Source organism: Telluria sp. B2, from assembly GCF_051789535.1.
GTDB lineage: Bacteria > Pseudomonadota > Gammaproteobacteria > Burkholderiales > Burkholderiaceae_D > Telluria.
This window is the reverse complement of sequence record NZ_CP196525.1, coordinates 795,506-822,479: the sequence shown is the minus strand read 5'-3', so window position 1 is coordinate 822,479 and position 26,974 is coordinate 795,506. Positions and strand designations below refer to the sequence as shown.

Here is a 26,974-nt window from a genome sequence, read left to right as displayed (position 1 = left end):
GGTCTGTCAACGATGCGCCAGCGTGTCCTGCGTCTCTTGCGCCGCCGGCGCATCCCAGCCGCCGCCCAGTGCGCGGATCAGCGCCACGGTGGTCAGCGCCCGATCGCCCCGCAACTGCACCGCGCTGCGCTCGACCGCTGCCAGGTTGCGCTGGGCGTCGAGCAGCTCGAGGTAGCTCGAACGTCCCGCATCGTAGAGCTTGCGCGCCAGTTCCACCGAGCGGCGCGCCGACACCACCGCGTCCTGGATCTGTTCTCCTTGCGCATCGAGGATGCGCAGGCCCGCCAGGTTGTCCTCGACCTCGGCAAAGGCGACCAGCACGCGCTCGCGGTAGGCGCCCACCGCCTCTTCCAGCGCGGCTTCGCTGCGCGTCACGTTGGCCCGGTTGCGGCCGCCGTCGATGACCGGCAGCGCCAGCATCGCGCCCAGCACCCAAGAGCGGCTGCTCCACTTGAACACCTCGGCCATGGTGCCGCCGACGCCGCCGCCCGTGGCATCGATGTTCAGGGCCGGGAACATGGCCGAACGGGCGACGCCGATGCGGGCATTGGCCGCTTCCATGCTGCGCTGGGCCGCGGCGATGTCCGGGCGGCGCTCGAGCAGGGTCGAAGGCAGCCCGGCGGGAATCACCGGCAGTGAGGCGTCATCCGGCAGCGGGCTCGCCCCCGCCGTGAAGTTCGCCACCGGACGGCCCAGTAGCACCGCCAGCGCATGCTCGGCATTCGTTCTCTGGCGCTGCAGGCCGATCGCCTCGGCGCGCGTGGCCGAGAGTTCGGTTCTGGCACGCGTCAGGTCGAATTCGCCGATGTCGCCGAGGTCGAAGCGGCGCTGGTTCACCGCCACGCTTTCCTCGCGCAGGCGCACGGCGCGCTCGACGGTTGCCAGTTCGGCGTCCAGGGCGCGCAGCCGGAAGTAGGCTTGCGCCACGTCGGCCTGCAGCGACAGCAGCACCGAACGGTAGCTCGCTTCGACCGCGCCGGCATCCTGGCGCGCCGCCTCGACGTTGGCCGCCACGCGGCCGAACAGATCGACTTCGTAGCTGGCCGAGAGGCTGGCCGTGTAGGTCGTGCGCGGCGCCACCGGGCTGCCCTGTGGCAGGTTCGCCTCCAGCGGCGATAACCGGCCGCGCTGGGCGCCGACGCCGACGCCTACCTGCGGGACGCGGTCGGCCTCGGCGATGCCGGCAATGGCGCGCGCCTGTTTCACGCGCGCCGCGGCCACCGTCAGGCTGGGGTTGTTGCGCGTCGCCTCATCCATCAGTTCGGTCAGGCGCGCATCCTGGAAGGCCAGCCACCATTCGCCGCGCGGCTGCTGCTCGGCCGGGCGGGCCGGCTGCCAGCGGCTGCCATCGGCGGCAGTCCGGATAACGCCGGCTTCCTTGAAGGCGACCGGCACGGTCACTCCCGGCTGCTTGAAAGTCGGCGCCGCGCAGGCGCTCAGCAGCAAGGCAGCCAGCAGCGGTGCGACGCCACGTGCGATCATGGTCTTCATTGTGCGACTCCTTCCACTTGCGCAGCCGGAGCACGGACCGCGGCAGGCTTTTCGAAACGTTTGGCCAGCGTGCGCAGCAGGACGTAGAACAGCGGCGTCAGGAACAGGCCGAAGAAGGTCACGCCCAGCATGCCGGCGAACACGGCGACGCCCATCGCATGGCGCATCTCGGCGCCGGCGCCGCTGGAGAACACCAGGGGCACCACGCCCATGATGAAGGCGATCGAGGTCATCAGGATCGGGCGCAGGCGCAGGCGGCTGGCTTCCAGCGCGGCCTCGACCACGCTGCGGCCGTGGTGTTCGAGCTCGCGGGCGAACTCCACGATCAGGATTGCGTTCTTCGACGCCAGCCCGACCAGCACGAACAGGGCGATCTGGGTGAAGATGTTGTTGTCGCCGCCGGTCAGCTTCACGCCCAGCAGTGCGCACAGGATCGACATCGGCACGATCAGGATCACGGCCAGCGGCAGGGTCCAGCTCTCGTACTGGGCGGCCAGCACCAGGAAGACCAGCAGCACGCACAGCGGGAAGACGTAGATCATGGTGTTCCCCGACAGGATGTCCTGGTAGGTGAGATCGGTCCATTCATACGCGATCCCCTTCGGCAGCGTCTCTTTCGCGATCTGCTCGAAGATGGCCTGGGCCTGGCCCGAGGACACGCCCGGCGCCGGGCCGCCGTTCATGTCGGCCGAGACGTAGTTGTTATAGCGCTGCACGCGGTCCGGGCCATAGCTGTCCTTTACCTGCATCAGCGAGGACAGCGGGATCATCTCGCCGCTGTTGCTCCTCACCTTGAGCTGGGCGATCTGCTCGGGCTGCGAGCGGAACTGGGCGTCGGCCTGCACGCGCACCTGGTAAGTCCTGCCGAACTGGTTGAAGTCGTTCACGTACAGCGAGCCGAGGTTCACCTGCAAGGTCTGGTAAATGGTCTGCAGCGGCACGCCGAGCTGCTTGGCCTTTACCCGGTCGACGTCGGCGAACAGCTGGGGCACGTTGATCTGGTAGCTCGAGAACACGCCCTGCAACCGTGGATCGGCCCAGGCTTTCGCCTGCATCGCCTGGGTCGCCTTGTACAGCGCGTCGTAGCCCAGGTTGCCGCGGTCTTCCAGCATCATCTTGAAGCCTCCGGTGGTGCCCAGGCCGTTCACCGGAGGCGGCGGCAGCACCATCACGAAGGCGTCTTCCACGGCGCCCATGCGCTTGTTGATCTCCGCGGCGATGGCCTCGGCCGACTGTTCCTTGCCCTTGCGTTCACTGAACGGTTTCAGGGTCGTGAACACGATGCCCGAGTTCGGCGCATTGGTGAAGCCGTTGATCGACAGGCCGGGGAAGGCGACCGAGGATTCGACACCCGGGATCTCGGCGGCGATGGCCGACATCTTGCGGATCACGGCGTCGGTGCGGTCGAGCGAAGCTGCATCCGGCAGCTGGGCGAAGCCGATCAGGTAGGCCTTGTCCTGCTGCGGCACGAAGCCCGGCGGCACCACCTTGAACATGAAGGCGGCGGCGATGCCCAGCACCGCGTACACGCCGAGCGCCACGCTCTTGCGGCGCAGGACGCCCTTCACGCCGCCCTCGTAACGGTGCGAAGCGCGCCCGAAGAAGCGGTTGAAGGCGGCGAAGAAGCGGCCGAAGACGCTGTCCATCATGCGCGTCAGGCGGTCCTTCGGCGCGTCGTGCGCCTGCAGGAGCGCGGCCGAGAGCGCGGGCGCCAGGGTCAGCGACACGAAGGCCGAGATCACGGTGGAGATCGCAATCGTCAGCGCGAACTGGCGGTAGAACTGGCCGGTCAGGCCCGCCACAAAGGCGATCGGCACGAAGACCGCGCACAGCACCAGGGCGATCGCCACGATCGGGCCGCTCACTTCCTTCATCGCCTGGATCGTCGCGTCATGCGGCGACAGGCCGTTCGTGATGTTGCGCTCGACGTTCTCGACGACCACGATGGCATCGTCGACCACGATGCCGATCGCCAGCACCAGGCCGAACAGGGACAGGGTGTTGATCGAGAAGCCGAACATCAGCATCACGGCGAAGGTGCCGACCACCGACACGGGTACGGCCAGCAGCGGAATGATCGACGCACGCCAGCTTTGCAGGAACACGATCACCACCAGGGCGACCAGCACCACGGCCTCCAGCAGGGTGTGGATGACGGAGTCGATCGACTCGCGCACGAATTGGGTCGGGTCGTACACAATGCTGTATTCGACGCCTTCCGGGAAATCTTTCGACAGCTCGGCCATGGTGGCGCGCACATCGGTGGACAGCTGCAGCGCGTTGGCATTCGGCGCCTCGAAAATGGGGATCGCCACCGCCGACTTGTTGTCCAGCAGGGCGCGCAGGGCATAGGAGTTCGAGCCCATCTCCAGGCGCGCCACGTCCTTCAGCAGGGTCGTCGCGCCGTCGCTGTTCGTCTTGACGACGATGTCGCCGAACTCCTCGACGCTCGACAGGCGGCCCTGCGTATTCACGGTCAGCTGGAAGTCGGCATCCTTGCTGGGACCTTGGCCGATGACGCCGGCCGCCACCTGCACGTTCTGTTCGCGGATCGCGTCGACCACGTCGCCGGCGGTGAGATTGCGCGCAGCCACCTTCTGCGGATCGAGCCAGACCCGCATCGCGTAGTCGCCCGAGCCGAACAGCTGCACTTCGCCCATGCCATGGATGCGCGCCAGGCGGTCCTTGATGTTCAGGGTCGCGTAGTTGCGCAGGTAGAGGTCGTCATAGCGGCCGCTTGGTGACTTCAGGTGGACCACCATGGTGAGATTGGGCGAACTCTTCACCGTGGTGACGCCGATCTGGCGCACCTCCTCGGGCAGGCGCGGCAGCGCGCGCTGGACGCGGTTCTGCACTTGCGTCTCGGCCTGCTCGACGTCGGTGCCGATGGCGAAGGTAATCGTCAGCATCAGGGCGCCGTCCGAGGTGTTTTGCGAGGACATATAAAGCATGTTCTCGACGCCGTTGATCTGCTCTTCCAGCGGCGCGGCCAACGTTTCGGCGATCACCTTCGGATTCGCGCCCGGGTACTGGGCGCGCACCACGACCGAGGGCGGCACCACGTCCGGGTACTCGGACACGGGCAACCGGAAGATCGCGATCAGGCCGCCCACGAAGACCAGCACCGACAGCACGGCCGCGAAGATCGGCTTGTCGACAAAGAAGCGGGAGAAGTTCATGGTCTTACTCCTTGGCGCTGTTTGCCGCGAGGGCCAGTGGCGCGGATGCAGCGGCGTCCATCGCCACCATCTGCGGCGCGATCGGCGCGCCCGGGCGTACACGCTGCAGGCCGTTGACGACGATCTTCTCGCCGCCCTTCAGGCCTTCGCGCACCACGCGCAGGCCGTCGACCGTCGGGCCCAGTTTCACCGGACGGTACTCGGCCTTGTTGTCGGCGCCAACGACGAACACGTACTTGCGGCTCTGGTCGGTGGCGACGGCGCGATCGCTGATCAGGACGGCCTTGCGGCTGTCGGCCGCGCCCAGTTGGACGCGTGCGAACAGGCCGGGAGCAAGCGTACGGTCGGCATTGTCGAACGCGGCGCGCATGCTCACGCTGCCGGTGCGCGCATCGAGCTGGTTGTCGACGAATTCGAGCCTGCCCTCGTGCGGGAAGCCTTCCTCGTTGGCCAGGCCCACGCGCACCGCCACCGGCGCGCCCTGCTGGGCCCGGGCGCCGACGCGCAGGTAGGTCTCTTCGTCGCCGTCGAAACTGGCGTAGATGCGGTCCAGCGAGACCACGGACGTGAGCACCGCCGAGGCGTCGACCAGGTTGCCGAGCGTGATCTCGGCTTTCGAGACACGGCCGTCGATCGGCGAGGTCACGCGGGTATAGGCCAGGTTCAGGCGCGCCGCTTCATACGCGGCCTGGGCCGCGGCGGCATTCGCTTCCAGCTCCTTCTGCGCGGCCACCGCTTCGTCGTATTCGCGTTTCGCGATGGCCTTGTCGGCCAGCAGGCTCTCGGCGCGGGCCAGTTCGCGCCGGGCCAGTTCCAGCTTCGCACGGCTCGATGCGGCATTTGCTTCAGCGCGCGCCGCTTCCGCCTGGTAGGGACGCGGGTCGATCACGAACAGCACGTCGCCCTTCTTCACTTCGCTGCCCGGCTTGAAGTTCACGGCCGTGATGAAGCCGCTGACGCGCGAGCGGATCTCGACGCACTCGATCGCTTCCAGGCGGCCCGAGAATTCCTGGGTCTCGGCCACCGGGCGTTCCAGTACCAGCGCGGCCGATACCGGCGGCGCGGCGGGCGCCTGCGTTTCGGCGGCCTTGCCAGCGGTTTTGCCAGTTGCGTCGCCGCAGCCGGACAGCATGGCGGCCAAGCCGGCACCGGCCAGCGCCAGCACGGCCGGACGAAGGGTAGTGCGCACGACGGCGGTCAATTGATGAGTGGCTCTCATGTTTATTGCCCCTTATTCTTGAGAAAATGTAAATAATCAGGCGACACCTGTCCCTCCCGGCGACGCATCGTGAAAAGCGCGAAGGAAAGCGGGTCCCGCCGCACCCCACGGGTGCGTTGGCCCAATTCAGCTAGTTGTGGAAAAAATCAGGTGGGGGAAATCATCCGGGCGGCGCCTCCCCGTCCAGGCCGGCGATGAAGTCGGCGATCTCGGTCAGCGCGTGCCTTTCGCAGGCACAGACGTTGCGGTCATCGGCTTGCAGCGGGGCCGGCAGCAGGCGCCGGACCGTGGCTTGCACGCCGAAGCTGGCCAGCTTTGCGCCATAGGCCTCGGCCTCGTCGCGCAGCGGGTCGTCCTCGGCGGAGAGGATCAGGGCCGGCGGCAGGTTGCGCAGCCGGCTCGACTGCAGGGGCGATGCGTAGGGGTGGGTGCGGTCGGCCGGATGCGGCAGGTAGCCGCGGTAACCGGCAGCGCATTCGTCCATCAGTTTTTCCCTGTCCACGCATTGCGGCATTTCGCGCATCGAGCAGGTCGACAGGCCCGGATCGAGCATCGGCATCAGGAGGATCTGGCCGGCCAGTTTGGGCGCGCCGCGGTCGCGCGACATCAGCGCGCACACCGCCGCCAGGTTGGCGCCGGCCTCGATGCCGGCCACCAGCATGCGCTTGCCGTTCCAGCCCAGTTTGGTCTTGTTCTTCTTTGCCCACAGCAGCACCGCGTGCGCGTCCTCGACCGCCGCCGGGAAGGGACGCACGGTCGCCAGGGTGTAGTTCGAGGCCAGAACCACTTGCGCACGGCTGGAATCGGCCAGGTGGCGCGCGAAGAGGTCCGCGTCCTCGACATCGCCGGTGACGAAACCGCCGCCGTGGAAGAAGACGATCAGGGTATCGCGCTTGCTCGCGGGACCGGCGGCGTACAGGCGCGCCTTCAGCGGGCCCTGTTCACCGGCCACCTCGAGTTCGCGCACACGCACGTCGTCGGCGGCGGCGTTGGCCGTGGCGAGGTCGAGCGGCGCGTTCATGGCTGCACCCGCGATGCGGCGGCGAGCAATTGTGCACTCGCAGCATTTTCAAGGCTGGCGGTCTGGGCCACGGTATCGGCAAGCGCCCGGATGCCATGCGCCTCGCGGCCGGCAGCCTGTCCATAGGCACCGCTGCCGACCACGACTGCCATCGCCAGCGTGCTCAGCACCAACGCAATCGTTGCCACGATGTCGTCTCGATGTGTCCTACGTTTCATGTCTTGCTCCCGTTATCGCTATTCCAGCTGTCAGTACGCACACTATAGACATCATCTACAATCTGATAAAGATCGCAATGTCGAATTGATTGTTCGGATTAAGCGAACAATACGCATAAAAATAGGAAGAATCCTGATCGAGCGAGGAAAATATGAATAAGCTGCAGGCCATGGAAGTCTTCGTGCAGGTTGTCGACACGGGCAGCTTCACGCGCGCGGCCGAGATGCTGAACATGCCCAAGGCCAGTGTCTCGACCATGGTGCAGGCGCTCGAAACGGCGCTGGCAGCCAAGCTGCTGCACCGCACCACACGGCTCGTTACCGTGACCTCCGACGGCGCCGCCTACTACGAGCGCTGCATCCGCATCCTGTCGGACGTGCGCGACGCCGAGGAATCGCTCTCGCGCACCCGCCTGAACCCGAGCGGGCGCCTGCGGGTGGACACGCCGACCGGTTTCTCGAGCGAGATCCTGGTGCCGGCCCTGCCCGGCTTCTTCGAGCGCTATCCCGACATCAAGCTGGAACTGGGCAGCACCGACCGCCCGGTCGACCTGATCGAGGAAGGCGTCGACTGCGCGGTGCGCGGCGGGCCGCTGTTCGACACCAGCCTGATCGCGCGCCGGGTCGGCGTGATCAATTTCGTCACCGCGGCCTCGCCCGACTACCTGGCCCGCTTCGGCACGCCGCGGCATCCGAACGACCTGCTGCAGCACCGCTGCGTGAATTACTTCTCGGCCAAGAACGGCAAGGTCTACGACTGGGATTTCAATCGCGACGGCGAGCGCATCGAGGTGCCGCTGCCCGGTGTGATCGCCCTGAACGACTCGAACGCCTATGTGCAGGCGGGGCTGGCGGGCCTGGGCATCATCCAGATGACGGATTACCTGCTGCTGCGCCACATGCAGGAGGGCCGCATGGTGCAGCTGCTGCCCGACTGGAGCAGCGACCCGCTGCCCATCCATGTGGTCTATCCGCAGAACCGCCACCTGTCGGCCAAGGTGAGGGTGTTCGTCGAATGGGTGTCCGAGCTGTTCGCGAACCACCCGCAGATGCGCCTGGGCGCCCGCCCGGCGCTCGTGCAGGATGCGCAGGCGGCATGAAATTCCGGGCCGGCTCGGGTGTAGAATCTGCCCATAAAACCATCAAAGGGAGACACCCATGAGCCAACCCCGCAACATCCACGCCCTGCTCGAGATCTACAGCGAAAGCCACCGCAACCCGACCAACGAGCTGATCCATTTCGTGTGCGTGCCGGTGATCGTGTTCTCGCTGCTGGGCATCCTGTGGGCGATCCATCCGGTGCTGGCCCTGCTCGCCGTGCTGGGCGCCATGTGGTACTACTTCCAGCTCTCTCGCCCCTTCGCCTGGGGCATGCTGGTCATGTCCGCCGTGATGCTGGCCCTGCTCGCGGCGATGCCGCCGATGACGGTGCTGCCGCTGTCGATCGCGGTATTCGTGGTGGCCTGGATCGGCCAGTTCATCGGCCACAAGATCGAAGGCAAGAAACCCTCGTTCTTCGACGATATGCGCTTTCTCCTGGTCGGGCCCCTGTTCGTGCTGGGCTTCCTGTACCGCCGTTTCAATCTGGCTTATTGAACAGCCTGCGGAGCGGCGCGCGCCGCCGCTTTCCGACGAGGAGTACGATTTTCGGACAGAGCAACACGCACCGGAGATCGTCATGAAAACCACCCTGCCCCTCGTTTCCCTCCTTGCCGCCGCCCTGCTGGCCGGCTGCGCCACCACGCCGCCCTCGGGCAGCGTCTACACCGCCTACCAGACGCAGAACGAACAGGTCGTGCGCACCGGCGTGGTCGAGTCGGTCCGTAACGTCACCATCGTCAACCCGGAATCGGGCGTCGGCACCATGGGCGGCGCGGCCCTCGGCGGCCTGGCCGGCTCGCAGGTCGGGCATGGCAGCGGCTCGGCGGCCGCCGGCATCGTCGGCGCCATCGCCGGCGGCCTGCTCGGCAACCGGGTCGAAGCCAATGCCAACCAGCGCCCGGGCTTCGAGATCACCGTGCGGCTCGACAGCGGAGAATTGCGCGCCGTCACCCAGGCGGCGGACGAGATGTTCCGCCCGGGCGAGCGGGTGCGCCTGCTGAGCAATGGCTACCAGACACGCGTAACGCACTGAGCGCCTGCCTGCCGGCTTGATTCGCTTCGCCCTGGAAGCGGATGCGGTCATGCGCCGGCGGCCGCAGCGGCCCGGCCCCACCACCAGCGGCATGCTGTCGACGGCGCGGTGATTGCGTGGCCTTCATGACGAGCGCAGCCTTGCTCTTGCTCGCAACACTCCGGCCTGGGCGACCGCCCATGCGCAAGCGCGGCACGCCGCCTGAGTCAGCCGGCGCACGCACTTTCTTATACGCATGTAAAGTACTGGGCGCAGTATCCGCTCAGCACTTCTAATGGAACAAACGTGAAACGATTTCTCGTATCGAGCCTGGTTGTACTCTGTGCAGCAGGCGTCAGCGCCTGTGCCTACATCTATCCGACAGTCGGACAGCTGCCGGATCCCCAGCAGTTACAGGGAGCCCCGCAATACCGCGATGGCGGCTTCCGCAACGAAGTCGCGTCGCCGCCGCGTCCGGAAGGCTTTGCCTTCATTCTCGCCATGATCCGCGGCCGCTCCGAACCGCGCGAGCGGCCGGCGCCGCCCGTACCGCTGCCTTCGGTGAAAACGGACCTGGCGGCCCTGCCGCGCGAACAGGACATCGTGGTCTGGCTCGGCCACTCTTCCTATTTCGTGCAGCTCGGCGGCAAGCGCCTGCTGATCGATCCGGTCTTCAGCAAGTACGCGGCGCCCCTGCCCTGGATGGTGCGCGCCTTCGAGGGGTCCAGCCCCTACACGCTGGAGGATCTGCCTGTGGTCGACGCCGTCCTGATCACGCACGACCATTACGATCATCTCGACCATGCGACCATGAAAGCCCTCGAGCCCAGGACCGGGCTGGTCGTCACGGGCCTCGGCAACGGCGCCCATCTGCGGCACTGGGGCTATGCGCCCGCCAAGATCCGCGAGATGAACTGGCACAGCAGCGTGGCGCTCGAGCCGGGCCTGCAGGTGCACGTCCTGCCTGCCCAGCATTACTCGGGACGTTTCATGAAGCGCAACCAAAGTTTGTGGGCAAGCTTTGCGCTGGAGACGCCGCAGCGGCGCCTCTACTTCAGCGGCGACACGGGTTTCGGTCCCCACTTCGCAGACATCGGCAAGCGCTTCGAGCGTTTCGACTTCGTCGCGCTCGACGGCGGGCAGTACAACGTCAAGTGGGCCGACATCCACATGACGCCGGAAGAGGCATCCCGTGCGGCCGAGCTGCTCGACGCGCGCACCCTGCTGAATGGCCATGCCGGCCGCTTCACCCTGGCCCGCCATGCCTGGGACGAACCTTTCGAACGCGCGCTGACTGCCAGCGAAGGCAAGCGCTACCGGCTGCTGACGCCGCGCATCGGCGAGCCGATCCGCCTGGGCGATCCGGAACAATCGTTCGCGCCCTGGTGGAAGGGGCTCAAGTAAACGGCCGGGCCCGGCGGCGTGTTGTAGCGGTCCGAAAAACTTGCGCCGCGCGGGCTCTTATTTCCAATCTATAGACGACAGGCAATAGCGAAAGCACGTATACTTTCGCGATGCCTTCTTCCGTCCTCTTCGTCATCGCATCCCTGATCTGGGGTTCGACTTTCTGGGCCATTACCTTGCAGCTGGGCGAAGTGCCCCCGGCAGTCTCCGTGGTCTACCGTTTCGCACTGGCCTCGGCCACGCTGTTCTTCATCTGCATGCTCCGCGGCCACAAGCTGCAACTGCCCTGGCGCACCCAGAAATGGATGATGCTGCAAGGCGCCGCCACTTTCGGCCTGTCCTATATCTGCACCTACCAGGCCGAGGAAGTCGTGGTCTCGGGCCTGGTGGCCGTGCTGTTCGCGCTGATGGTGTTCTGGACGCCGGTTCTCGGGCGCATCTTCCATGGCACGCCGATTGCGCCGCGCACCTGGGGCGCCGGCGCGGTGGCCACTGCCGGCGTGGCGCTGCTGTTCTACCATTCGATCGCCCAGGCCTGGCGCGACCTGCAAATGGGTGGCAGCGGCCACTTCCTGCTGGGCGTGGTGCTGGCCCTGGCCGCGACGATCGCCAGCTCGGCCGGCAGCATCGTGGTCGGCAAGGTGCGCGCCGAGTCGAGCAATGTCATGCTGACCACGGCCTGGTCGATGCTCTGGGGCACCCTGCTGGTGGTGCTCTACGTGCTGGCGACCGGCCAGCGCTTCGTGGCGCCGCCGACCCTCTCGTACACGCTGGGCCTGCTGTATCTCGCCCTGTTCGGCTCGGTGATCGCCTTCCTTGCCTATTTCACGCTGATCGCCCGCATCGGGCCGCAGAAAGCGGTCTACATCGGCGTCATCACGCCGGTGCTGTCGGTGCTGCTGTCGGTCAAGCTCGAACACTACCGCCCGGGTCCCGTCGAGTTCCTGGGCATGGTGCTGTGCCTGGCCAGCGTGGCCTGGGCCCTGCGCGCACCCGCAGCCAAACCGGTGCAAAATGATCTTTTGAACAACGCTATCGAAACCCCATGACTTCTGCCACACATTTTTCCATCCGCCCGGCCGAGCCGTCCGACATCACCCACATCCACTCGATGATCGTCGAGCTGGCCGTGTTCGAAAAACTCGAGCACATGGTGGTGGCCACCGAGGAGCTGCTGCACGAAGGCCTGTTCGGCACGAAGCCCTCGTGCGAAGCCATCGTCGGCGAGGAAAACGGCGAAGTGGTCGCCTTTGCGCTGTTCTTCCATAACTTCTCGACCTTCCTGACCAAGAAGGGCCTCTACCTGGAAGACCTGTACGTGCGCCAGTCGCACCGCGGCAAGGGCTACGGCACCCAGCTGCTGGCGCGCCTGGCCCAGCTGGCCATGGAACGCAACTGCGGCCGCTTCGAATGGTCCGTGCTCGACTGGAACGAGCCTGCGATCAACTTCTACAAGACCATGGGCGCCGAGATCCTGCCGGACTGGCGCATCTGCCGCGTGACCGGCGAAACGCTCGAATACCTTGCCCGCCGCGCGATGTAAAGGCGCCAGGCCCACAAAGAAAAACCCACGGGACCGTTTGGCGCCGTGGGCGAACCCATTTTTTAGGATGGGGAGGGGAGAGTGGATATCAACGACTTCAATATAGCTGGGTGAAGTCGCTGAGTGTGGTAGTTCTTACAATTGCTTACCTCTCTTACGGATTCCATTGAAGCTAATAATTACCCAGCTGGAATCAGAGGACTTGAGGATTCTCAAGCCTCATGCCGTGGTGTGGCACGATTGAGTTATCACAAAAGCAATTGATGGGTGACGCCGACAATGTGCTCTTCCCAGGAGAGCACACACCATGAAATTGAGCCTCAAACCGGTCAAGACGCGGCTATACAAGGCATGGCTGCGTAGCCGTCTCGATAATTACACACGCAGCCTGCACGCCATCGCGGCGCAGCGCGAAAACGATTTCCACGCCGAGCGCATGCTGCACCGGGCGGTGTCGGCGACGAAGGCGAAGTTGCAGTCGCTTTGAGGTTTGTGGGTGACGTTTAATTGGTGGGCACAGGGGCGCCCACCATTCCGAAGCGTCCTGATACGAAACCGCGCGGGTCACCGCTGCGATTTACACGCTTCCTGCTCGATAACCGCTTAAAACCCCGCGGGCAACCCGGCGTCGCGCTCGCGCATCACACCGCCGTTGACGACGGCCTGGCAGGGATTGAAGCCGATCGCATAGGCCAGCTCCGCCGGGCGAGCAATGTCCCACAGCGCGAAATCGGCGCGCTTGCCGACTTCGAGCGTGCCGATGCGGTCCTGCATGCCGAGCGCACGCGCCGCGTGCACGGTGGCGCCCTGCAGCGCTTCGCGCGGGGTCAGGCGCCACAGGGTGCAGGCCATGTTCATCGCCAGCAGGATCGAGCTCAGGGGCGAGGTGCCGGGGTTGCAGTCGGTCGCCACCGCCAGCGGCACGCCGGCCGCGCGCAGCTCCGCGATCGGCGGCGCTTTGCTCTCGCGCAGGAAGTACCAGGCGCCCGGCAGCAGCACGGCCACGGTGCCGGCGGCCGCCATGGCGGCAATGCCGGCCGGGGTCAGGTGTTCCAGGTGGTCGGCCGACAGGCCGCGGTAGCGCGCCACCAGTTCAGCGCCGCGCTGTTCGGACAGCTGCTCGGCATGCAGTTTCACCGGCAGGCCCAGGCGTTTGGCCGCCGCGAACACGCGCTCGGTCTGGTCGTAGGTAAAGCCGATGTGCTCGCAGAAGGCGTCGACCGCGTCGACCAGCCCTTCCTTGACCAAGAGCGGCAGCATGCGTTCGGCCACTTCGGCGATGTAGTCGTCGGCGCGGCCGGCGAATTCCGGCGGCAGCGCGTGTGCGCCCAGGAAGGTGGTCTTCACACACACCGGCAGCAATTCTCCCAGGCGGCGCGCGGCGCGCAGCAGGTTCGCTTCGCCCTGCAGGTTCAGGCCGTAGCCGGACTTGATCTCGAGCGTGGTCACGCCCTCGGCCAGCAGTTGCGAGATGCGCGGGGCGCTCACGCGCATCAGGTCTTCCACCGAGGCGGCGCGGGTGGCGCGCACGGTCGACATGATGCCGCCGCCCTTGCGCGCGATGTCCTCGTAGCTCGCCCCTTCCAGGCGCGCTTCCCATTCCTCGCTGCGGTTGCCCGCGTGGACGACGTGGGTGTGGCAGTCGATCAGGCCGGGCGTGAGCCAGGCGCCGTCGCAGTCGTGGATGACGGCCGCGCGCGGCGCTTCGCGGCGCGGCCCGAGCCAGGCGATGCGGCCATGGTGCACGGCGATCGCGCCGTCCATCACCTCGCCATAGCCGTCGACCATGGTGGCCAGGTTCACGTTCGCAAACACCGCGTCATAACGCGGCCCGCTGCGCTCACTCATCTTCGTCCTCGCTGTAGTAGAAAATGTCGACGATGAAGATCGTCGCCTGGGTGGTCTCGAGCGACCACATGGTGCCCGGATCGAACATCACCGCGTCATAGCGTACCAGACCGATGCGTTCGGCATCGTTGGCGATTTCCAGGCTTTCGCCCTCGGCCAGGAACAGGATGGTCAGGTCGGCGCGCGCCACGAAAGTCGACTTGCCGGAAAGGCGGCGGCGGCCGAACTGGTGATAGCAGCGCTCGCTGCGCGTCATGACGTTGAAGTCGGTGGTCGGCCCGCGGTTGAGCTTGGCGACGACCGCGGACTCGCCGTCGAAGGCCAGCACCGGCCCCGACTCGCACAGGATCACGCGCTCGATGCCGTCGATGTCGAGCGTCATGCCGTGGCCGTCGACCAGCGCCAGCGTGCGGTCCACACCCGGAAAACTCGAGAACGGGCCATCCTCGGCAATGGTGGCCAGGCTCACGCGCCAGTCGAAATTGTCGAAAGTCGCGTCGGGCGGGCCGACCGCGATGGTGGTGGTGCTGCCGCCGCCATTCTTCCATGGCACCGCCGACAGCCCCGCAAACGGAATCAGGATATTCATGCTCGCACCTCGCGCAACTGGTTGATCGCCTGCCGGTAGCGGCGCGCGATGGTTTCCTGGGCCATGTGGCGCCCGCCCTGCACCACCCAGCGTCCGCCGGCCAGCACGTCGCGCACCAGGTTGTCGTTGCCGCAGAAGACCAGGCGGCCCATCACGTCGGCCTCCAGCGCGCCTTCCAGGTTCGGATGCGCACTGTCGAGCACCAGCAGGTCGGCGCGCCGCCCCGCCGCAAGCAGCCCGACCGGGCGTCCGGCCGCCAGCGCACCGCCGGCCAGCGCATCCTGCCACAAGTTCAGCGCCACGTCGCGCCGCGCTGGCGTGGCCGCGACGTTGCGGCGCTGGTGCACCAGGCGCTGGCCATACTCGAGCCAGCGCAATTCTTCGACCGGGCTCTGCGAGACATGGCTGTCGCTGCCGATGCCCCAGCGCCCGCCCGCCGCCAGGTAGTCCCCGAGCGGGAACACGCCGTCGCCCAGGTTGGCCTCGGTCGTCGGACACAGCCCGGCCACCGCGCCCGATGCCGCCAGCGCCCTGACCTCCTCGTCGTTCAGGTGGGTCGCATGCACCAGGCACCAGCGCGCGTCGACGCCGATGTGCTCCAGCAGGTATTCGACCGGGCGCCGGCCGCTGAAATCCAGGCTCTGCTGCACCTCGCCCTGCTGCTCGGCGATGTGGATGTGCAGCGGCCGCTCCTTCGGCAGCGCCGCCGCCAGTTCGCGCACCTGCTCGATGCCGGCCGCGCGCAGCGAATGCGGGGCCGCGCCGACCTCGAGCTGGCCGGAACGCAGCGGTTCAAGCGCCTCGACGATGCGCAGCACGGTCTCGGCATCGGTGCGGAAGCGGCGCTGTTCCGGCCTCAAGTCCTGCTCGCCGAAACCGCTGTGGCTGTACAGCACCGGCAGCAGGGTCAGACCGATGCCGGATTGCTGCCCGGCCGCCGCGACGCGCTCGGCCATCTCGGCCGGCCGCTTGTACAGCTCGCCCGCCGGGTCGCGCTGGATGTAATGGAATTCGCACAGCGAGGTATAGCCGTGGCGCAGGCATTCCGAGAACAGCTGGGCCGCGATGGCCTCGACCTGCTCGGGCGTGATATTGGCCGCGAAGCGGTACATCAGGTCGCGCCAGGTCCAGAAACTGTCCGGCCCATCGCCGGCCCGCTCGGTCAGTCCGCCGAGCGCGCGCTGGAAGGCGTGCGAATGCAGGTTGACCATGCCCGGCACCACGTAATCGGCGCGCGGCACGCCGATCGGCGCCTTGGCCTGGGGCTGGACCCGGGTCAGCGCGCCGCGCGCATCCCACTCGACCAGCACGTCGCCGCGCCAGCCTTCCGGCAGCAGGGCGTGACGGGCAAACAGGGCGTTCATCTGCTCCCCCTTGCTCGCACCCAGTCGAGCGCGGCCTGCAGCATGTCGCCAAGGAGCGGCTGCACCTCGGCCGCTACCTCCGGACGGTATTCAAAAGGCGGCGCCTCGTTCATGTACAGGCACTGGCACATTTCGAGCTGGATCGTGTGCACGCCCTCCTTCGGCTGGCCGTAGAAGCGGGTGATATGGCCGCCCTTGAAGCGGCCGTTGACGGCGATGCTGAAGCGGTCCTGGGCGCGCGCCACGCCCACCACCGCGTTTTCCAGGCCGGGATCGCAGGATTTTCCTTCGGCGGTGCCGAAGTTCAGGTCCGGCAGGCGGCCCTCGAAGAAGCGCGGCACGCGCGAAGCGATCGAGTGCGCGTCCCACAGCACCACCTTGCCGTGCAGCGCCAGCAGGCGCGCCAGTTCCGCGCGCAGCTGGTTGTGGTAGGGCTGCCAGTAGCGCTCCAGGCGGCGCTTCACTTCCGCCTCGTCCGGAACTTTACCCTCCTGGTACAGGCTTTCGCGCCCGAAGGTGTCGACCGGGCACAGGCCGGTCGTGTCCATCCCCGGATACAGGTTGGTGTTTTCCGGCGGCCGGTTCAGGTCGATGACGTAGCGCGACCAGCGCGCCGCCAGGGTCGAGATGCCGAGGCGGCCGGCGGCTTCGTAGAGCTCGGCCAGGTGCCAGTCGGTATCCGCTTTCGCGAGGGCGCAGGGCGCCATCGTGGCCGCGACTTCGTCGGGAATATCGGTACCCACGTGGGGCATCGACAGCAGCATCGGTGCGTCACCTGCCTTGAACCGGAAATCCATTACCTCTCCTGTGGGGTTGAATTACGAGTGTAATACTGAGAACAAGTCCTTGCACGACGCTGACAACTCGCCCTCGACCACCATGCGCCGTGCGGCTTCGATATCGGGCGCGAAGAAGCGGTCCTCGTCGTAAGGCGGGACCTGCTGGCGCAACTGGGCATGTACATACTCCAGGTAGCCCGAACTGGTCAGCGGACGGTGGAACTCGATGCCCTGCCCTGCCGCCAGCAGTTCGATCCCGACAATAACCGACGTATTGTGCGCCATCTGGTCGAGACGGCGCGCAGCGAAGGTTGCCATGCTGACGTGGTCTTCCTGGTTGGCCGAAGTCGGCAGGCTGTCGACGCTGGCCGGATGGGCCAGCGACTTGTTTTCCGAGGCCAGCGCAGCCGCCGTCACGTGGGCAATCATGAAGCCCGAGTTCAGGCCCGGTTCGCGCACCAGGAAGGCCGGCAGGCCGGACAAATTGGCGTCGATCAGCAGGGCGATGCGGCGCTCGGCCAGGGCACCGATCTCGGCGATGGCGAGGGCCAGGGTGTCGGCGGCAAAGGCCACCGGCTCGGCGTGGAAGTTACCGCCCGAAACGATCGCGCCATCGTCGGGGAACAGCAGCGGGTTGTCGGTGACCGCGTTCGCTTCGATCAGCAAGGTGCGGCCGGCATTCGCCACCAGGTCCATGACGGCGCCCATCACCTGCGGCTGGCAGCGCAGGCTGTAGGGGTCCTGCACGCGTTCGTCGCCGACCAGGTGCGAGGCGCGGATCGCGCTGCCGGCCACCAGTTCGCGGTAGATGGCGGCGGCGGCGATCTGGCCCGGCTGGCCGCGCACGGCGTGGATGCGCGGGTCAAACGGGGCGTCGCTGCCGCGGGCGGCGTCGACCGACAGTGCGCCGGTGACCATCGCCGCTTCGACCAGTCGCTCGGCCATGAACAGGCCGTGCAGGGCCAGCGCGGTCGAGACTTGCGTGCCGTTGATCAGGGCCAGGCCCTCTTTCGCGGCCAGGGTGACCGGCGCGATGCCGGCATCACGCAGGGCCTCGCTTGCCTCCATCAGGCGGCCGCCCACGCGCACCTGGCCGACGCCGAGGATGGCCAGGGTCATGTGCGCCAGCGGCGCCAGGTCGCCCGAGGCGCCGACCGAACCCTGCGAGGGAATGGCCGGCATGATGCCCGCGTTGTAGAGCGCGATCAGGGTGTCGATGATCAGGGGACGCACGCCCGAGTAGCCGCGCGCCAGGCTGCCGATCTTGGTCAGCAGGATCAGGCGCACCACCGCGTCGGACAGCAGCTCGCCGGTGCCGACCGCGTGCGACAGGATCAGGTTGCGCTGCAATTGCGCCAGCTGGTCGTTCGGGATATGGGCCTTGGCCAGGATGCCGAAGCCGGTGTTGATGCCGTAGGCGGGGTCGCCCTTGGCGACGATGGTGTCGACCAGCGCGCTCGATGCCGCGATGGGGCCGGCGGCGTCGGGCGACAGGGCGATCGGGCGGTGCGCGGCCCAGGCGGCGCGCAGGTCTGCCAGGGTCAGGGCGCCGGGTTGCAGGGTCCAGCCTTGGTGAGCATCGTGTTGCGATTCGTGTTTCATGTTCTGTCTTGCTTTCAGGCTTACTTGATCATCGGGAGGTTCAGGCCATTGCGCTTGGCCGCGGCGATGGCGCTTTCATAGCCGGCGTCGGCGTGACGCATCACGCCCGAGCCGCTGTCGTTGACCAGCACGCGCGCCAGGCGCTTGGCGGCGGCGTCGGTGCCGTCGGCAACGATGACCACGCCGGAATGCTGCGAGTAGCCCATGCCGACGCCGCCGCCATGGTGCAGCGAGACCCAGGTCGCGCCGCCGGCCGTGTTCAGCATCGCGTTCAGGAGCGGCCAGTCCGACACCGCGTCGGTGCCGTCGCGCATCGCCTCGGTCTCGCGGTTCGGGCTGGCCACCGAGCCGGTGTCGAGGTGGTCGCGGCCGATCACGATCGGGGCCTTGAGTTCGCCCGTGCGCACCATCTCGTTGAAGGCCAGGCCGGCCAGGTGGCGCTCGCCCAGTCCCAGCCAGCAGATGCGCGCCGGCAGGCCCTGGAAGGCGATGCGCTCGCGCGCCATGTCGAGCCAGCGGTGCACCTGCTTATGCTGCGGGAACAGCTCCTTGATCTTGGCGTCGGTTTTATAGATGTCCTCGGGGTCGCCGGACAGCGCCACCCAGCGGAACGGTCCCCGTCCTTCGCAGAACTGCGGGCGGATGTAGGCCGGCACGAAGCCCGGGAAATCGAAGGCGTTGGCGACGCCTTCGTCCTTGGCCACCTGGCGGATGTTGTTGCCGTAGTCGACCGCGTAGGCGCCGAGCGCCTTGAAATCGAGGATGGCCTGGACGTGCTTCGCGCACGATGCGGCGGCCGCCGCCTTCAGGCGCGCGTGCTGCGATGGGTCGCGCTGCGCGGCCTTCCACTCCTCCACGCTCCAGCCGCTCGGCAGGTAGCCGTTGATCAGGTCATGGGCCGAGGTCTGGTCGGTGACCAGGTCCGGCACCAGGCTCCCAAGCTTGGCGCGGCGCACCAGTTCCGGCAGCACCTCGGCGGCGTTGCCGAGCAGGCCGATCGAGACCGCTTCGCGCTTGTCCGTGTACTCCTTGACCAGGGCCAGCGCTTCGTCGATATCGCGCGCCTGCTTGTCGAGGTAGCGGGTGCGCAGGCGGAAGTCGATGCTGCTCTGCTGGCATTCGACCGTCAGCGAGACCGCGCCGGCGAAGGTGGCGGCCAGCGGCTGGGCGCCGCCCATGCCGCCCAGGCCCGCGGTGAGGATCCAGCGCCCCGCCATGTCGCCGCCGAAGTGCTGGCGGCCGGCTTCGGCGAAGGTTTCGTAGGTCCCCTGCACGATGCCCTGGGTGCCGATGTAGATCCAGCTGCCGGCCGTCATCTGGCCGTACATGAACAGGCCTTTGCGGTCGAGCTCGTTGAAATGCTCCCAGTTGGCCCACTTCGGCACCAGGTTCGAGTTGGCCAGCAGCACGCGCGGCGCGTTCTCGTGGGTCTGGAAGACGCCGACCGGCTTGCCGGATTGAATCAGGAGGGTCTGGTCGTCTTCCAGCTCGCGCAGCGAAGCGAGGATCTGGTCGAAGCACTCCCAGTTGCGGGCGGCGCGGCCGATGCCGCCATAGACGACGAGACGCTGCGGGTCCTCGGCCACCTCGGCGTCGAGGTTGTTCTGCAGCATGCGATAGGCCGCTTCGGTCAGCCAGCTCTTGCAGGAAAGTTCGGTGCCGCGCGGGGCGCGGATGGTGCGCGTCGGATCGAAACGCGGATCGACATCAACTCGGGGCGATTCTTGGGTCATGGCAGCTCCTGGGGTTGAGGAAGGGCGAACGATGGAACCGATCGCACCGGAATGCTCAGAGTCTAAGTTGTCTATACAAGCCCGTCAATCCGTTTGTTGCGATGACCTGCGTCGCTTCTCGTAGGGTGGGCACTCCGTGCCCACGCGTTACGTACCGATCAGTATTCCGCTGCGGCAAGGTGTCGCTCGCTGAGCATGCAATGGATGCGGAGCTAACCATGCGCTTTGGAAGCGCCGCAACTGGACCACTTGCATTGCCCTGGCACGCGCTACCACTGACCATGCTTCCGCGTGGGCACGTTCGTTATTGAGGCCATTGGCCTCAATAACCCCACCCTACGCTTGCCTTCGCCGGCAGGTTTATTGTTTCTGGTACACCGCCTTCCCTCCCACCCAGGTCTGCAGCACGCCCACCTTGTGGATATCGTAGGTCGGCATCTTGAACAGGTCCTGGTCGATCACGATGAAGTCGGCCCACTTGCCCGGTTCCAGCGAGCCTAAGCTGTTTTCGGCGTGGCCGGCGTAGGCTGCGTCAAGCGTGAAGCAGCGGAAGGCTTCCTTCAGCGACATCGCCTGCTCCGGATGCCAGCCGGCGACCGGCTGGCCGGCGTGGTCCATGCGCGTCACCGCGGCGTGGATGCCGAAGAAGGGATTCGGCGACTCGACCGGGAAATCCGAACCGCAGGCGATGCGCGAACCCTGGTGCAGGAAGCTGCGCCAGGCGTAGGCGCCCTTGATGCGTTCCGGGCCGACGCGGGTTTCCGCCATGTTCTTGTCCGAGGTTGCGTGGGTCGGCTGCATCGACGGGATGATGCCCAGCGTCTTGAAGCGCTTGACGTCGGCCGGCGCCACCACCTGGGCGTGCTCGATGCGGTGGCGCTGCGCCGCGCTCTTCGTGGCCGGGAGTTCCTTCTGGTAGATGTCGAGGATCTGGTGGTTGCCGGCGTCGCCGATCGCGTGCACGTTGACCTGGTAGCCGCGCAGCATCGCCTTCTTCATCATGGCGTCCATCTGGTCGAGCTTGTAGAACAGCAGGCCGTGCGAATGCGGCTCGTCGCTGTAGGGCTTGATCAGGGCCGCGCCGCGGCTGCCCAGTGCGCCGTCCGAATACAGCTTCACCGCGCGCAGCGCATACATGTCGTTGCCGTAGGTTTTCAGGGGACCGTTCTTCGACAGCGCATCGAAGTCGCCCTCGGTGCCGCCGATCATGCCGTAGATGCGCGCGGTCAGTTTTCCTTGATCCGCGTAGACGCGGTAGAGACGGTCCTCGAACACGCCCAGGCCCGCATCGTGGGTGCTGGTGACGCCGACCTTCGCCAGCGCGCCCAGTGCGCGGTCGAGCGCCACGCGCCCTTCCGCTTCGGTCTGGGCCGGCAATACCTTGGTGATCAATTCCTGCGCCGCGTCGACCAGCACGCCGGTCGCCTTGCCGTTGGCGTCGCGCACGATCTTGCCGCCGGCCGGGTCCGGGGTCTTGTCGGTGATGCCGGCCGCCGCCAGCGCGCGGCTGTTGGCCCAGCCGGCATGGCCGTCGACGCGCTCGAACCAGACCGGGCGGTCGCTGACGACCGCGTCGACATCGAGCGCGGTCGGGAAACGCCCCAGCTTCCAGTTTTCCTGGTTCCAGCCACGTCCGCGCAGCCAGCCCTGGCCCGGATTGGCGCGGGCGTAGTCCGCGATGGCCTTCAGGGCGCCTTCCAGCGAGGTGGTCTGCGACAGGTCGAGCTGGGTCAGCATCTGGCCCAGGCCGAACACGTGGCCGTGGGCATCGATCAGGCCCGGCAGCACGGTGCGGCCCTGCACGTCGACACGGCGCGCGCCCGGCGCTTTGGCGTTCACCTCGGCGGCGCTGCCGACGGCGATGACGCGGCCCTTGTCATCGAACGCCAGCGCCGTGAACTGCACCAGATCACCCTTGCTGTTGAGCGTGTATCCATTGGCATTGTCGATCACCGTGTCGGCATGCGCGGCCGACAGCCCGGCGAGCGCGGCAAGGACGAACATGGAACACTGCTTGAGGGTGGGGCGCATGGACTCTCCGTTTTATTAAATAAATGCAAAACATGAGTGTAGCGAAGTCCTTGCAACTTGGGCACCGCCGCCCCTCTTCCGCCCTGCATTTTTTCCTTATGCTTTCTCGCGCTCGATCAGCGCCCGCTTGCGTTCGATCCCCCAGCGGTAGCCCGACAGGCCGCCGTCGCTGCGCACCACCCGGTGGCAGGGAATCGCCACCGCCACCGGATTGGCCGCGCAGGCGCCCGCCACCGCACGCACGGCGGCCGGCGAACCGATGCGCTGCGCGAGCTCGGTATAGCTGACGGTCGCGCCGGCCGGAATGGCGCGCAGCGCTTCCCACACGCGCTGTTGGAAGGCGGTGCCGCGCACGTCGAGCGGCAGGTCCAGGCCGATGCGCGGCGCCTCGACGAAGCCGACCACCTGCGCCACGGTGCGTTCGAAGTCCGCGTCGCCGCCAAGCAGCTGCGCCTTCGGAAAGCGGTCCTGCAGGTCGCGCACCAGTTGCTCCGGGTCGTCGCCCATCAGGATCGCGCAGATGCCGTGGCCGGTTGCCGCCACCAAAATCGCGCCCAGCGAACAGGCGCCCACCGCGAACCGGATCTCCTCTCCCGCCCCGCCGGCCCGGAAGCGCGCCGGCGCCATGCCCAGCATCGCGTCCGCGCCGGCATAGAAGCGCGAGCTGGAGTTGAAGCCGGCGGCGTACAGCGCATCGGTGACCGGCGCGCCTTGCGCCAGCTCGTCGCGCACGCGCGCCGCGCGCAGCGCCGCCGCATAGGCCTTGGGGGTGACGCCGGCATGCTGCCTGAACAGGCGGTGGAAATGGAAGCGGCTCATGCCGGCGGCTGCCGCCAGCGCATCCAGGTCCGGCTCCTCTTCGCTCGTCTCGATCAGGCGGCAGGCCGCGGCCACCGCTTGCGCCTGGCGCTCGGCCAGCGGCGGCAGGTCCGGCCGGCAGCGCAGGCAGGGCAGGCAGGGCCGGAAACCCGCGCTTTCCGCGGCATCGCAACTGGCGTGAAAGGCGACGTTCGCGCGCCGCGCCAGCCGGGCGCCACAGGAGGGCCGGCAGTAGACGCCGGTCGTGCGCACCGAGTAATAGAAGACGCCGTCGGCGGCGCGCTCGCGCCGCTGCACGGCTTCCCAGCGCGCCTCGTCGCTGGCATAGGCATGAAGGATGGTCTCGGTTTTCATGGCGGCTCCTGCAAGGTCGATGGCGCGTATCGTGGCACGCGTGCGCCGGGTGCGCACTCCGGGTCTTGCTTTCGAATCGGCGATGCTAGAATCCGCACTGTCGACAGTCATCATTATCGCCCCACCGGAGAGCAGTTTGAACGAACAGAGCGCGCAAGCGAGCACCCCTATCTTCCAGCGTATCAAGGATTACCTGGTCGGCGAGATCGCCTCCGGCCGTTGGAAGGAAGGCGACCTCGTGCCCTCCGAGCAGGCGCTGGTGCGCCAGTTCGGCGTGTCGCGCATGACCGTCAACCGCGCAGTGCGCGAACTGACGGCCGAACAGGTGCTCACGCGGCGCCAGGGTTCGGGCACCTATGTGGCGCCGCAGAAATACCAGGCGACCCTGGTCGAGATCCGCAATATCGCCGACGAAGTGCGGGCGCGCGGCCACCGCCACCGCAGCCAGTTGCACCTGCTGGAAGCAGCGCCGGCGAGCGAAGCGCTGGCCCTGCAGTTCGAGCTGGCGCCGGAGACGCCGCTGTTCCATTCGCTGATCGTGCATTTCGAGAACGAGGTGCCGATCCAGCTCGAAGACCGCTGGGTCAACCCGGCCTGCGCGCCGGACTACCTGGCCCAGGATTTCAATGCCATCACCCCGAACGAACACCTGATGGCCGTCGCCCCGCTGCAGGGCGCGACCTACGCCATCGAGGCCCTGGGCGCACCGCGCGAAGTGGCCGAGCTGCTCGCCATCGATGCGCGCGCCCCCTGTCTCGTGCTCAAGCGCAAGACCACTTCCGGCGGCCGGGTGGCCTCCAGCGTGACCATGTGGCACCCGGGCCGCCTGTACCAGTTCACCGGCAGCGTGGGCTGAACGTGGATTGAATGAGACGTGCCGCGCAGTTTTTTTTTGGCGGGCATGCGTACGGCATGCCTGTTCTCGCCGATAATTCCCTTCCAGTCAAAACTTCGCCGGAACCATTTGTATGGATGAGCCCGTCATCGCCAAGCCTGCCCAGCCGCCGCGCGTGCTGGTGCTCGACGACGACCATTTCATGCTGGAAGTGCTCACCGACATGCTGGAACAGGTGGGCGTGCGCGAGGTCTTTGCCGAGGCCACGACCCGCCACGCCCTCTCGACCCTGGAAGAACAGGGGCCGGACACCCTGATCTGCGACCTGGCTCTGCCCGACATGGATGGCATCGAGTTCCTGCAGGCCGCCGCGGCGCGTGGTTTCGGCGGCCGCGTGATCCTGCTGTCGGGCATGGATGCGGGGGTGCGCGACGCCGCCAGCGAGCTGGCGCGGGTGCTCGGATTGCACGTGACCGGGACCTTTCGCAAGCCGATCGCGCTCGACCAATTGCGCTCGGCCGTGGCGTGTTAAAATTTGAACAAACGTCCGAACACTTTTGGGGAAAATAAGGTATTATTCGACCTAAATCCCCCGCCTGACGTCCTCTTGACGCCCTTCCAATATTGAGTTTGCGCACATTGTCTCCACCATTGTGTTGCAACCAGTTTCATTAACATTCGGAAGCCGGACGAGCTGCTGTGCAGTCTCCAGGCGTACATTGATCCTTACCTCTCTTTGAGGAAAACATGAGCGAAAACATTAAACACATCAGCGATGCTTCTTTCGAAACCGACGTGATCAAGTCCGAGCGTCCGGTCCTGGTCGATTTCTGGGCCGAGTGGTGCGGTCCGTGCAAGATGATCGCCCCGATCCTGGAAGAAGTCGCCAAGGAATACGATGGCAAGATCACGATCGCGAAGATGGACGTCGACGCCAACCAGGCCGTACCGGCCAAGTTCGGCATCCGTGGCATCCCGACCCTGATCCTGTTCAAGGACGGCGTCCCGGCCGCGCAGAAAGTCGGCGCCATGGCCAAGGGCCAGCTGACCGCCTTCATCGACAGCAACATTTAATAATCGGGCGTTCACTGAGCGTTCGTTGAGCGGCGGCAGCGCGCCCGCACTGCCGCCATTGTCTGGACGGGAGACCGATCGATTCCGGTCGCATCCCAATTGACTAACCCACGCAGTTCCCTCCCCTACCTTGATTTCCCGTCACGGGACACCCACACAACATGCACTTATCTGAACTGAAGGCAATGCACGTCTCCGCCCTTCTGGAGATGGCGATCAGCCTCGATATCGACAACGCAGCGCGCCTGCGCAAACAAGAACTGATGTTCGCCATCCTGAAGAAGCGCGCAAAGCAGGGCGAACAGATCTTCGGCGACGGCGCGCTCGAGGTGCTGCCGGACGGCTTCGGCTTCCTGCGTTCGCCCGATGCGAGCTACATGGCCTCGACCGACGACATCTACATCTCGCCGTCGCAGATCCGCCGCTTCAACCTGCATACGGGTGACTCGATCGAAGGCGAAGTGCGCACCCCGAAGGACGGCGAGCGCTATTTCGCACTGGTCAAGGTGGACAAGGTCAACGGCGAGTCGCCGGAAGCGTCGAAGCACCGCATCCTGTTCGAAAACCTGACCCCGCTGCACCCGAACGAGCCGCTGCGCCTCGAGCGCGACATGAACGGCGCCGAGAACATCACCGGCCGTATCGTCGACCTGATCTCGCCGATCGGCAAAGGCCAGCGCGGCCTGCTGGTCGCCTCGCCGAAGTCGGGCAAGTCGGTCATGCTGCAGCACATCGCCCACGCGATCACCGCGAACCACCCGGACGTCACCCTGATCGTCCTCCTGATCGACGAACGTCCGGAAGAAGTGACAGAGATGCAGCGTTCGGTGCGCGGCGAAGTGGTCGCTTCGACCTTCGACGAACCGGCCACCCGCCACGTGCAGGTCGCCGAAATGGTGCTGGAAAAGGCCAAGCGCCTGGTCGAGATGAAGAAGGACGTCGTGATCCTGCTCGACTCGATCACCCGCCTGGCACGCGCCTACAACACCGTGATCCCGGCCTCGGGCAAGGTCCTGACCGGCGGTGTCGATGCCAACGCGCTGCAGCGTCCGAAGCGCTTCTTCGGCGCCGCCCGTAACGTCGAAGAAGGCGGCTCGCTGACCATCGTCGCCACCGCCCTGATCGAAACCGGCTCGCGCATGGACGACGTGATCTACGAAGAATTCAAGGGCACCGGCAACATGGAAGTGCACCTCGAGCGCCGCCTGGCCGAGAAGCGCGTCTACCCGGCGATCAACCTGAACAAGTCGGGCACGCGCCGCGAGGAACTGCTGATCAAGCCGGACCAGCTGCAAAAGATCTGGATCCTGCGCAAGCTGCTGTACTCGATGGACGAGATCGAGGCGATGGAGTTCATCCTCGACAAGATGCGTGCAACGAAGAACAACGTGGAGTTCTTCGACATGATGCGCCGCGGCGGCTGATTCTCGCCAAAAGCATCGACAAGGGCGGCCTGTGCCGCCCTTTTTCATTCACGGCTGCGTGCAGCAGGACGTGGCACCGCAGGGTGGGCACTCCGTGCCCACGCGAAACGTGGAGTCAACGCGACGCCTGGACAACGTTGACGGATGATCATGTGATCCGTGTCAAAATGAACAGCCACGAGGCATGCTTCCGCGTGGGCACGGGGTGCCCACCCTACGTATCGGCTCTGGCATAGTTGCCTGGATTCTGAAGCCGTTTTATAATCGTGGGTTCAGTACATCAACCCCTGGCAAGTGATCGGCAATCGGGTCAAGAAGCAACAAGACCGACGAA

24 protein-coding genes are annotated in these 26,974 nt (G+C 66.4%); 11 read left to right on the top strand and 13 right to left on the bottom strand.

The window, feature by feature from the left end; translation table 11 throughout:
- Nucleotides 1-6 precede the first annotated feature (6 nt).
- From ACSUZJ_RS03725 to ACSUZJ_RS03705, 5 genes are all read right to left on the bottom strand, one after another.
- Nucleotides 7-1,491 carry an efflux transporter outer membrane subunit gene (locus tag ACSUZJ_RS03725; protein WP_499413414.1) on the bottom strand — a complete coding sequence of 495 codons (1,485 nt, stop codon included), beginning with the start codon at nt 1,489-1,491 and terminating at the stop codon, nt 7-9.
- Nucleotides 1,488-4,670, bottom strand: coding sequence for an efflux RND transporter permease subunit (locus ACSUZJ_RS03720; protein ID WP_499413413.1), 3,183 nt, complete (start codon nt 4,668-4,670; stop codon nt 1,488-1,490). The genes ACSUZJ_RS03725 and ACSUZJ_RS03720 overlap by 4 nt, the downstream gene beginning before the upstream one ends.
- Nucleotides 4,671-4,674: 4 nt before the next feature.
- A complete protein-coding gene (locus ACSUZJ_RS03715) occupies nt 4,675-5,889 on the bottom strand; it encodes an efflux RND transporter periplasmic adaptor subunit (RefSeq protein WP_499413412.1) in 1,215 nt (404 codons plus the stop codon).
- Between the two features lie 160 nt (nt 5,890-6,049).
- Nucleotides 6,050-6,910, bottom strand: coding sequence for an alpha/beta hydrolase (locus tag ACSUZJ_RS03710; protein WP_499413411.1), 861 nt, complete (start codon nt 6,908-6,910; stop codon nt 6,050-6,052).
- Complete coding sequence (locus tag ACSUZJ_RS03705; RefSeq protein ID WP_499413410.1) at nt 6,907-7,128, bottom strand: hypothetical protein; 222 nt, start codon at nt 7,126-7,128, stop codon at nt 6,907-6,909. The genes ACSUZJ_RS03710 and ACSUZJ_RS03705 overlap by 4 nt, the downstream gene beginning before the upstream one ends.
- A gap of 152 nt (nt 7,129-7,280) precedes the next feature.
- Between ACSUZJ_RS03705 and ACSUZJ_RS03700 the strand changes: the two genes are divergently transcribed.
- The 7 genes from ACSUZJ_RS03700 to ACSUZJ_RS03670 all read left to right on the top strand — a co-directional run bounded on the left by ACSUZJ_RS03700 (nt 7,281) and on the right by ACSUZJ_RS03670 (nt 12,675).
- Nucleotides 7,281-8,228, top strand: a complete 948-nt coding sequence (locus tag ACSUZJ_RS03700; RefSeq protein ID WP_499413408.1) for a LysR family transcriptional regulator — start codon at nt 7,281-7,283, stop codon at nt 8,226-8,228.
- 58 nt (nt 8,229-8,286) lie between these two features.
- The gene (locus ACSUZJ_RS03695) at nt 8,287-8,724 is read left to right on the top strand and encodes an Mpo1 family 2-hydroxy fatty acid dioxygenase (RefSeq protein ID WP_499413407.1); all 438 of its coding nucleotides are present in this window, start codon (nt 8,287-8,289) and stop codon (nt 8,722-8,724) included.
- Nucleotides 8,725-8,806: 82 nt separating this feature from the next.
- Nucleotides 8,807-9,262: an outer membrane lipoprotein gene (locus ACSUZJ_RS03690; RefSeq protein WP_499413406.1), complete on the top strand. Its 456-nt coding sequence runs from the start codon at nt 8,807-8,809 to the stop codon at nt 9,260-9,262.
- A 285-nt stretch (nt 9,263-9,547) separates the two neighbouring features.
- On the top strand, nt 9,548-10,645 hold the full coding sequence (locus tag ACSUZJ_RS03685; RefSeq protein ID WP_499413405.1) for an MBL fold metallo-hydrolase: 1,098 nt from the start codon (nt 9,548-9,550) through the stop codon (nt 10,643-10,645).
- Nucleotides 10,646-10,755: 110 nt separating this feature from the next.
- Nucleotides 10,756-11,694, top strand: a complete 939-nt coding sequence (locus tag ACSUZJ_RS03680; RefSeq protein WP_499413403.1) for a DMT family transporter — start codon at nt 10,756-10,758, stop codon at nt 11,692-11,694.
- Nucleotides 11,691-12,188, top strand: coding sequence for a GNAT family N-acetyltransferase (locus tag ACSUZJ_RS03675; protein ID WP_499413402.1), 498 nt, complete (start codon nt 11,691-11,693; stop codon nt 12,186-12,188). Before ACSUZJ_RS03680 ends, ACSUZJ_RS03675 begins: the two co-directional genes overlap by 4 nt.
- 307 nt (nt 12,189-12,495) lie before the next feature.
- Nucleotides 12,496-12,675 (top strand): hypothetical protein, encoded by a 180-nt coding sequence (locus ACSUZJ_RS03670; RefSeq protein WP_499413401.1) that lies wholly within the window; start codon nt 12,496-12,498, stop codon nt 12,673-12,675.
- A gap of 116 nt (nt 12,676-12,791) precedes the next feature.
- Here the strand turns inward: ACSUZJ_RS03670 and hutI are convergent, their stop codons facing one another.
- The 8 genes from hutI to ada all read right to left on the bottom strand — a co-directional run bounded on the left by hutI (nt 12,792) and on the right by ada (nt 23,307).
- Nucleotides 12,792-14,036 carry an imidazolonepropionase gene (hutI, locus tag ACSUZJ_RS03665; RefSeq protein WP_499413399.1) on the bottom strand — a complete coding sequence of 415 codons (1,245 nt, stop codon included), beginning with the start codon at nt 14,034-14,036 and terminating at the stop codon, nt 12,792-12,794.
- A complete protein-coding gene (locus tag ACSUZJ_RS03660; RefSeq protein WP_499413398.1) occupies nt 14,029-14,625 on the bottom strand; it encodes a HutD/Ves family protein in 597 nt (198 codons plus the stop codon). The genes hutI and ACSUZJ_RS03660 overlap by 8 nt, the downstream gene beginning before the upstream one ends.
- Nucleotides 14,622-15,989, bottom strand: coding sequence for a formimidoylglutamate deiminase (locus ACSUZJ_RS03655; protein ID WP_499413397.1), 1,368 nt, complete (start codon nt 15,987-15,989; stop codon nt 14,622-14,624). Before ACSUZJ_RS03655 ends, ACSUZJ_RS03660 begins: the two co-directional genes overlap by 4 nt.
- Complete coding sequence (gene hutG, locus ACSUZJ_RS03650) at nt 15,986-16,786, bottom strand: N-formylglutamate deformylase (RefSeq protein ID WP_499413395.1); 801 nt, start codon at nt 16,784-16,786, stop codon at nt 15,986-15,988. The genes ACSUZJ_RS03655 and hutG overlap by 4 nt, the downstream gene beginning before the upstream one ends.
- Before the next feature lie 21 nt (nt 16,787-16,807).
- Nucleotides 16,808-18,370, bottom strand: coding sequence for a histidine ammonia-lyase (gene hutH, locus ACSUZJ_RS03645; protein ID WP_499413394.1), 1,563 nt, complete (start codon nt 18,368-18,370; stop codon nt 16,808-16,810).
- A gap of 20 nt (nt 18,371-18,390) precedes the next feature.
- On the bottom strand, nt 18,391-20,103 hold the full coding sequence (gene hutU / locus ACSUZJ_RS03640) for a urocanate hydratase (RefSeq protein WP_499413393.1): 1,713 nt from the start codon (nt 20,101-20,103) through the stop codon (nt 18,391-18,393).
- A 360-nt stretch (nt 20,104-20,463) separates the two neighbouring features.
- Nucleotides 20,464-22,134, bottom strand: coding sequence for an amidohydrolase (locus tag ACSUZJ_RS03635; protein ID WP_499413392.1), 1,671 nt, complete (start codon nt 22,132-22,134; stop codon nt 20,464-20,466).
- A gap of 96 nt (nt 22,135-22,230) precedes the next feature.
- Complete coding sequence (gene ada, locus ACSUZJ_RS03630; protein ID WP_499413390.1) at nt 22,231-23,307, bottom strand: bifunctional DNA-binding transcriptional regulator/O6-methylguanine-DNA methyltransferase Ada; 1,077 nt, start codon at nt 23,305-23,307, stop codon at nt 22,231-22,233.
- A gap of 136 nt (nt 23,308-23,443) precedes the next feature.
- Here ada and hutC point away from each other — a divergent pair, with 136 nt between their 5' ends.
- The 4 genes from hutC (at nt 23,444) to rho (ending at nt 26,640) form a co-directional block, all read left to right on the top strand.
- Nucleotides 23,444-24,163 (top strand): histidine utilization transcriptional repressor HutC, encoded by a 720-nt coding sequence (hutC, locus tag ACSUZJ_RS03625; RefSeq protein WP_499413389.1) that lies wholly within the window; start codon nt 23,444-23,446, stop codon nt 24,161-24,163.
- Nucleotides 24,164-24,275: 112 nt separating this feature from the next.
- Nucleotides 24,276-24,674 (top strand): response regulator, encoded by a 399-nt coding sequence (locus tag ACSUZJ_RS03620; protein ID WP_499413387.1) that lies wholly within the window; start codon nt 24,276-24,278, stop codon nt 24,672-24,674.
- 215 nt (nt 24,675-24,889) lie between these two features.
- Complete coding sequence (trxA, locus tag ACSUZJ_RS03615) at nt 24,890-25,216, top strand: thioredoxin TrxA (protein ID WP_312548549.1); 327 nt, start codon at nt 24,890-24,892, stop codon at nt 25,214-25,216.
- A 161-nt stretch (nt 25,217-25,377) separates the two neighbouring features.
- Nucleotides 25,378-26,640 carry a transcription termination factor Rho gene (gene rho, locus ACSUZJ_RS03610; protein ID WP_313705526.1) on the top strand — a complete coding sequence of 421 codons (1,263 nt, stop codon included), beginning with the start codon at nt 25,378-25,380 and terminating at the stop codon, nt 26,638-26,640.
- The last annotated feature ends 334 nt before the right edge of the window (nt 26,641-26,974 follow it).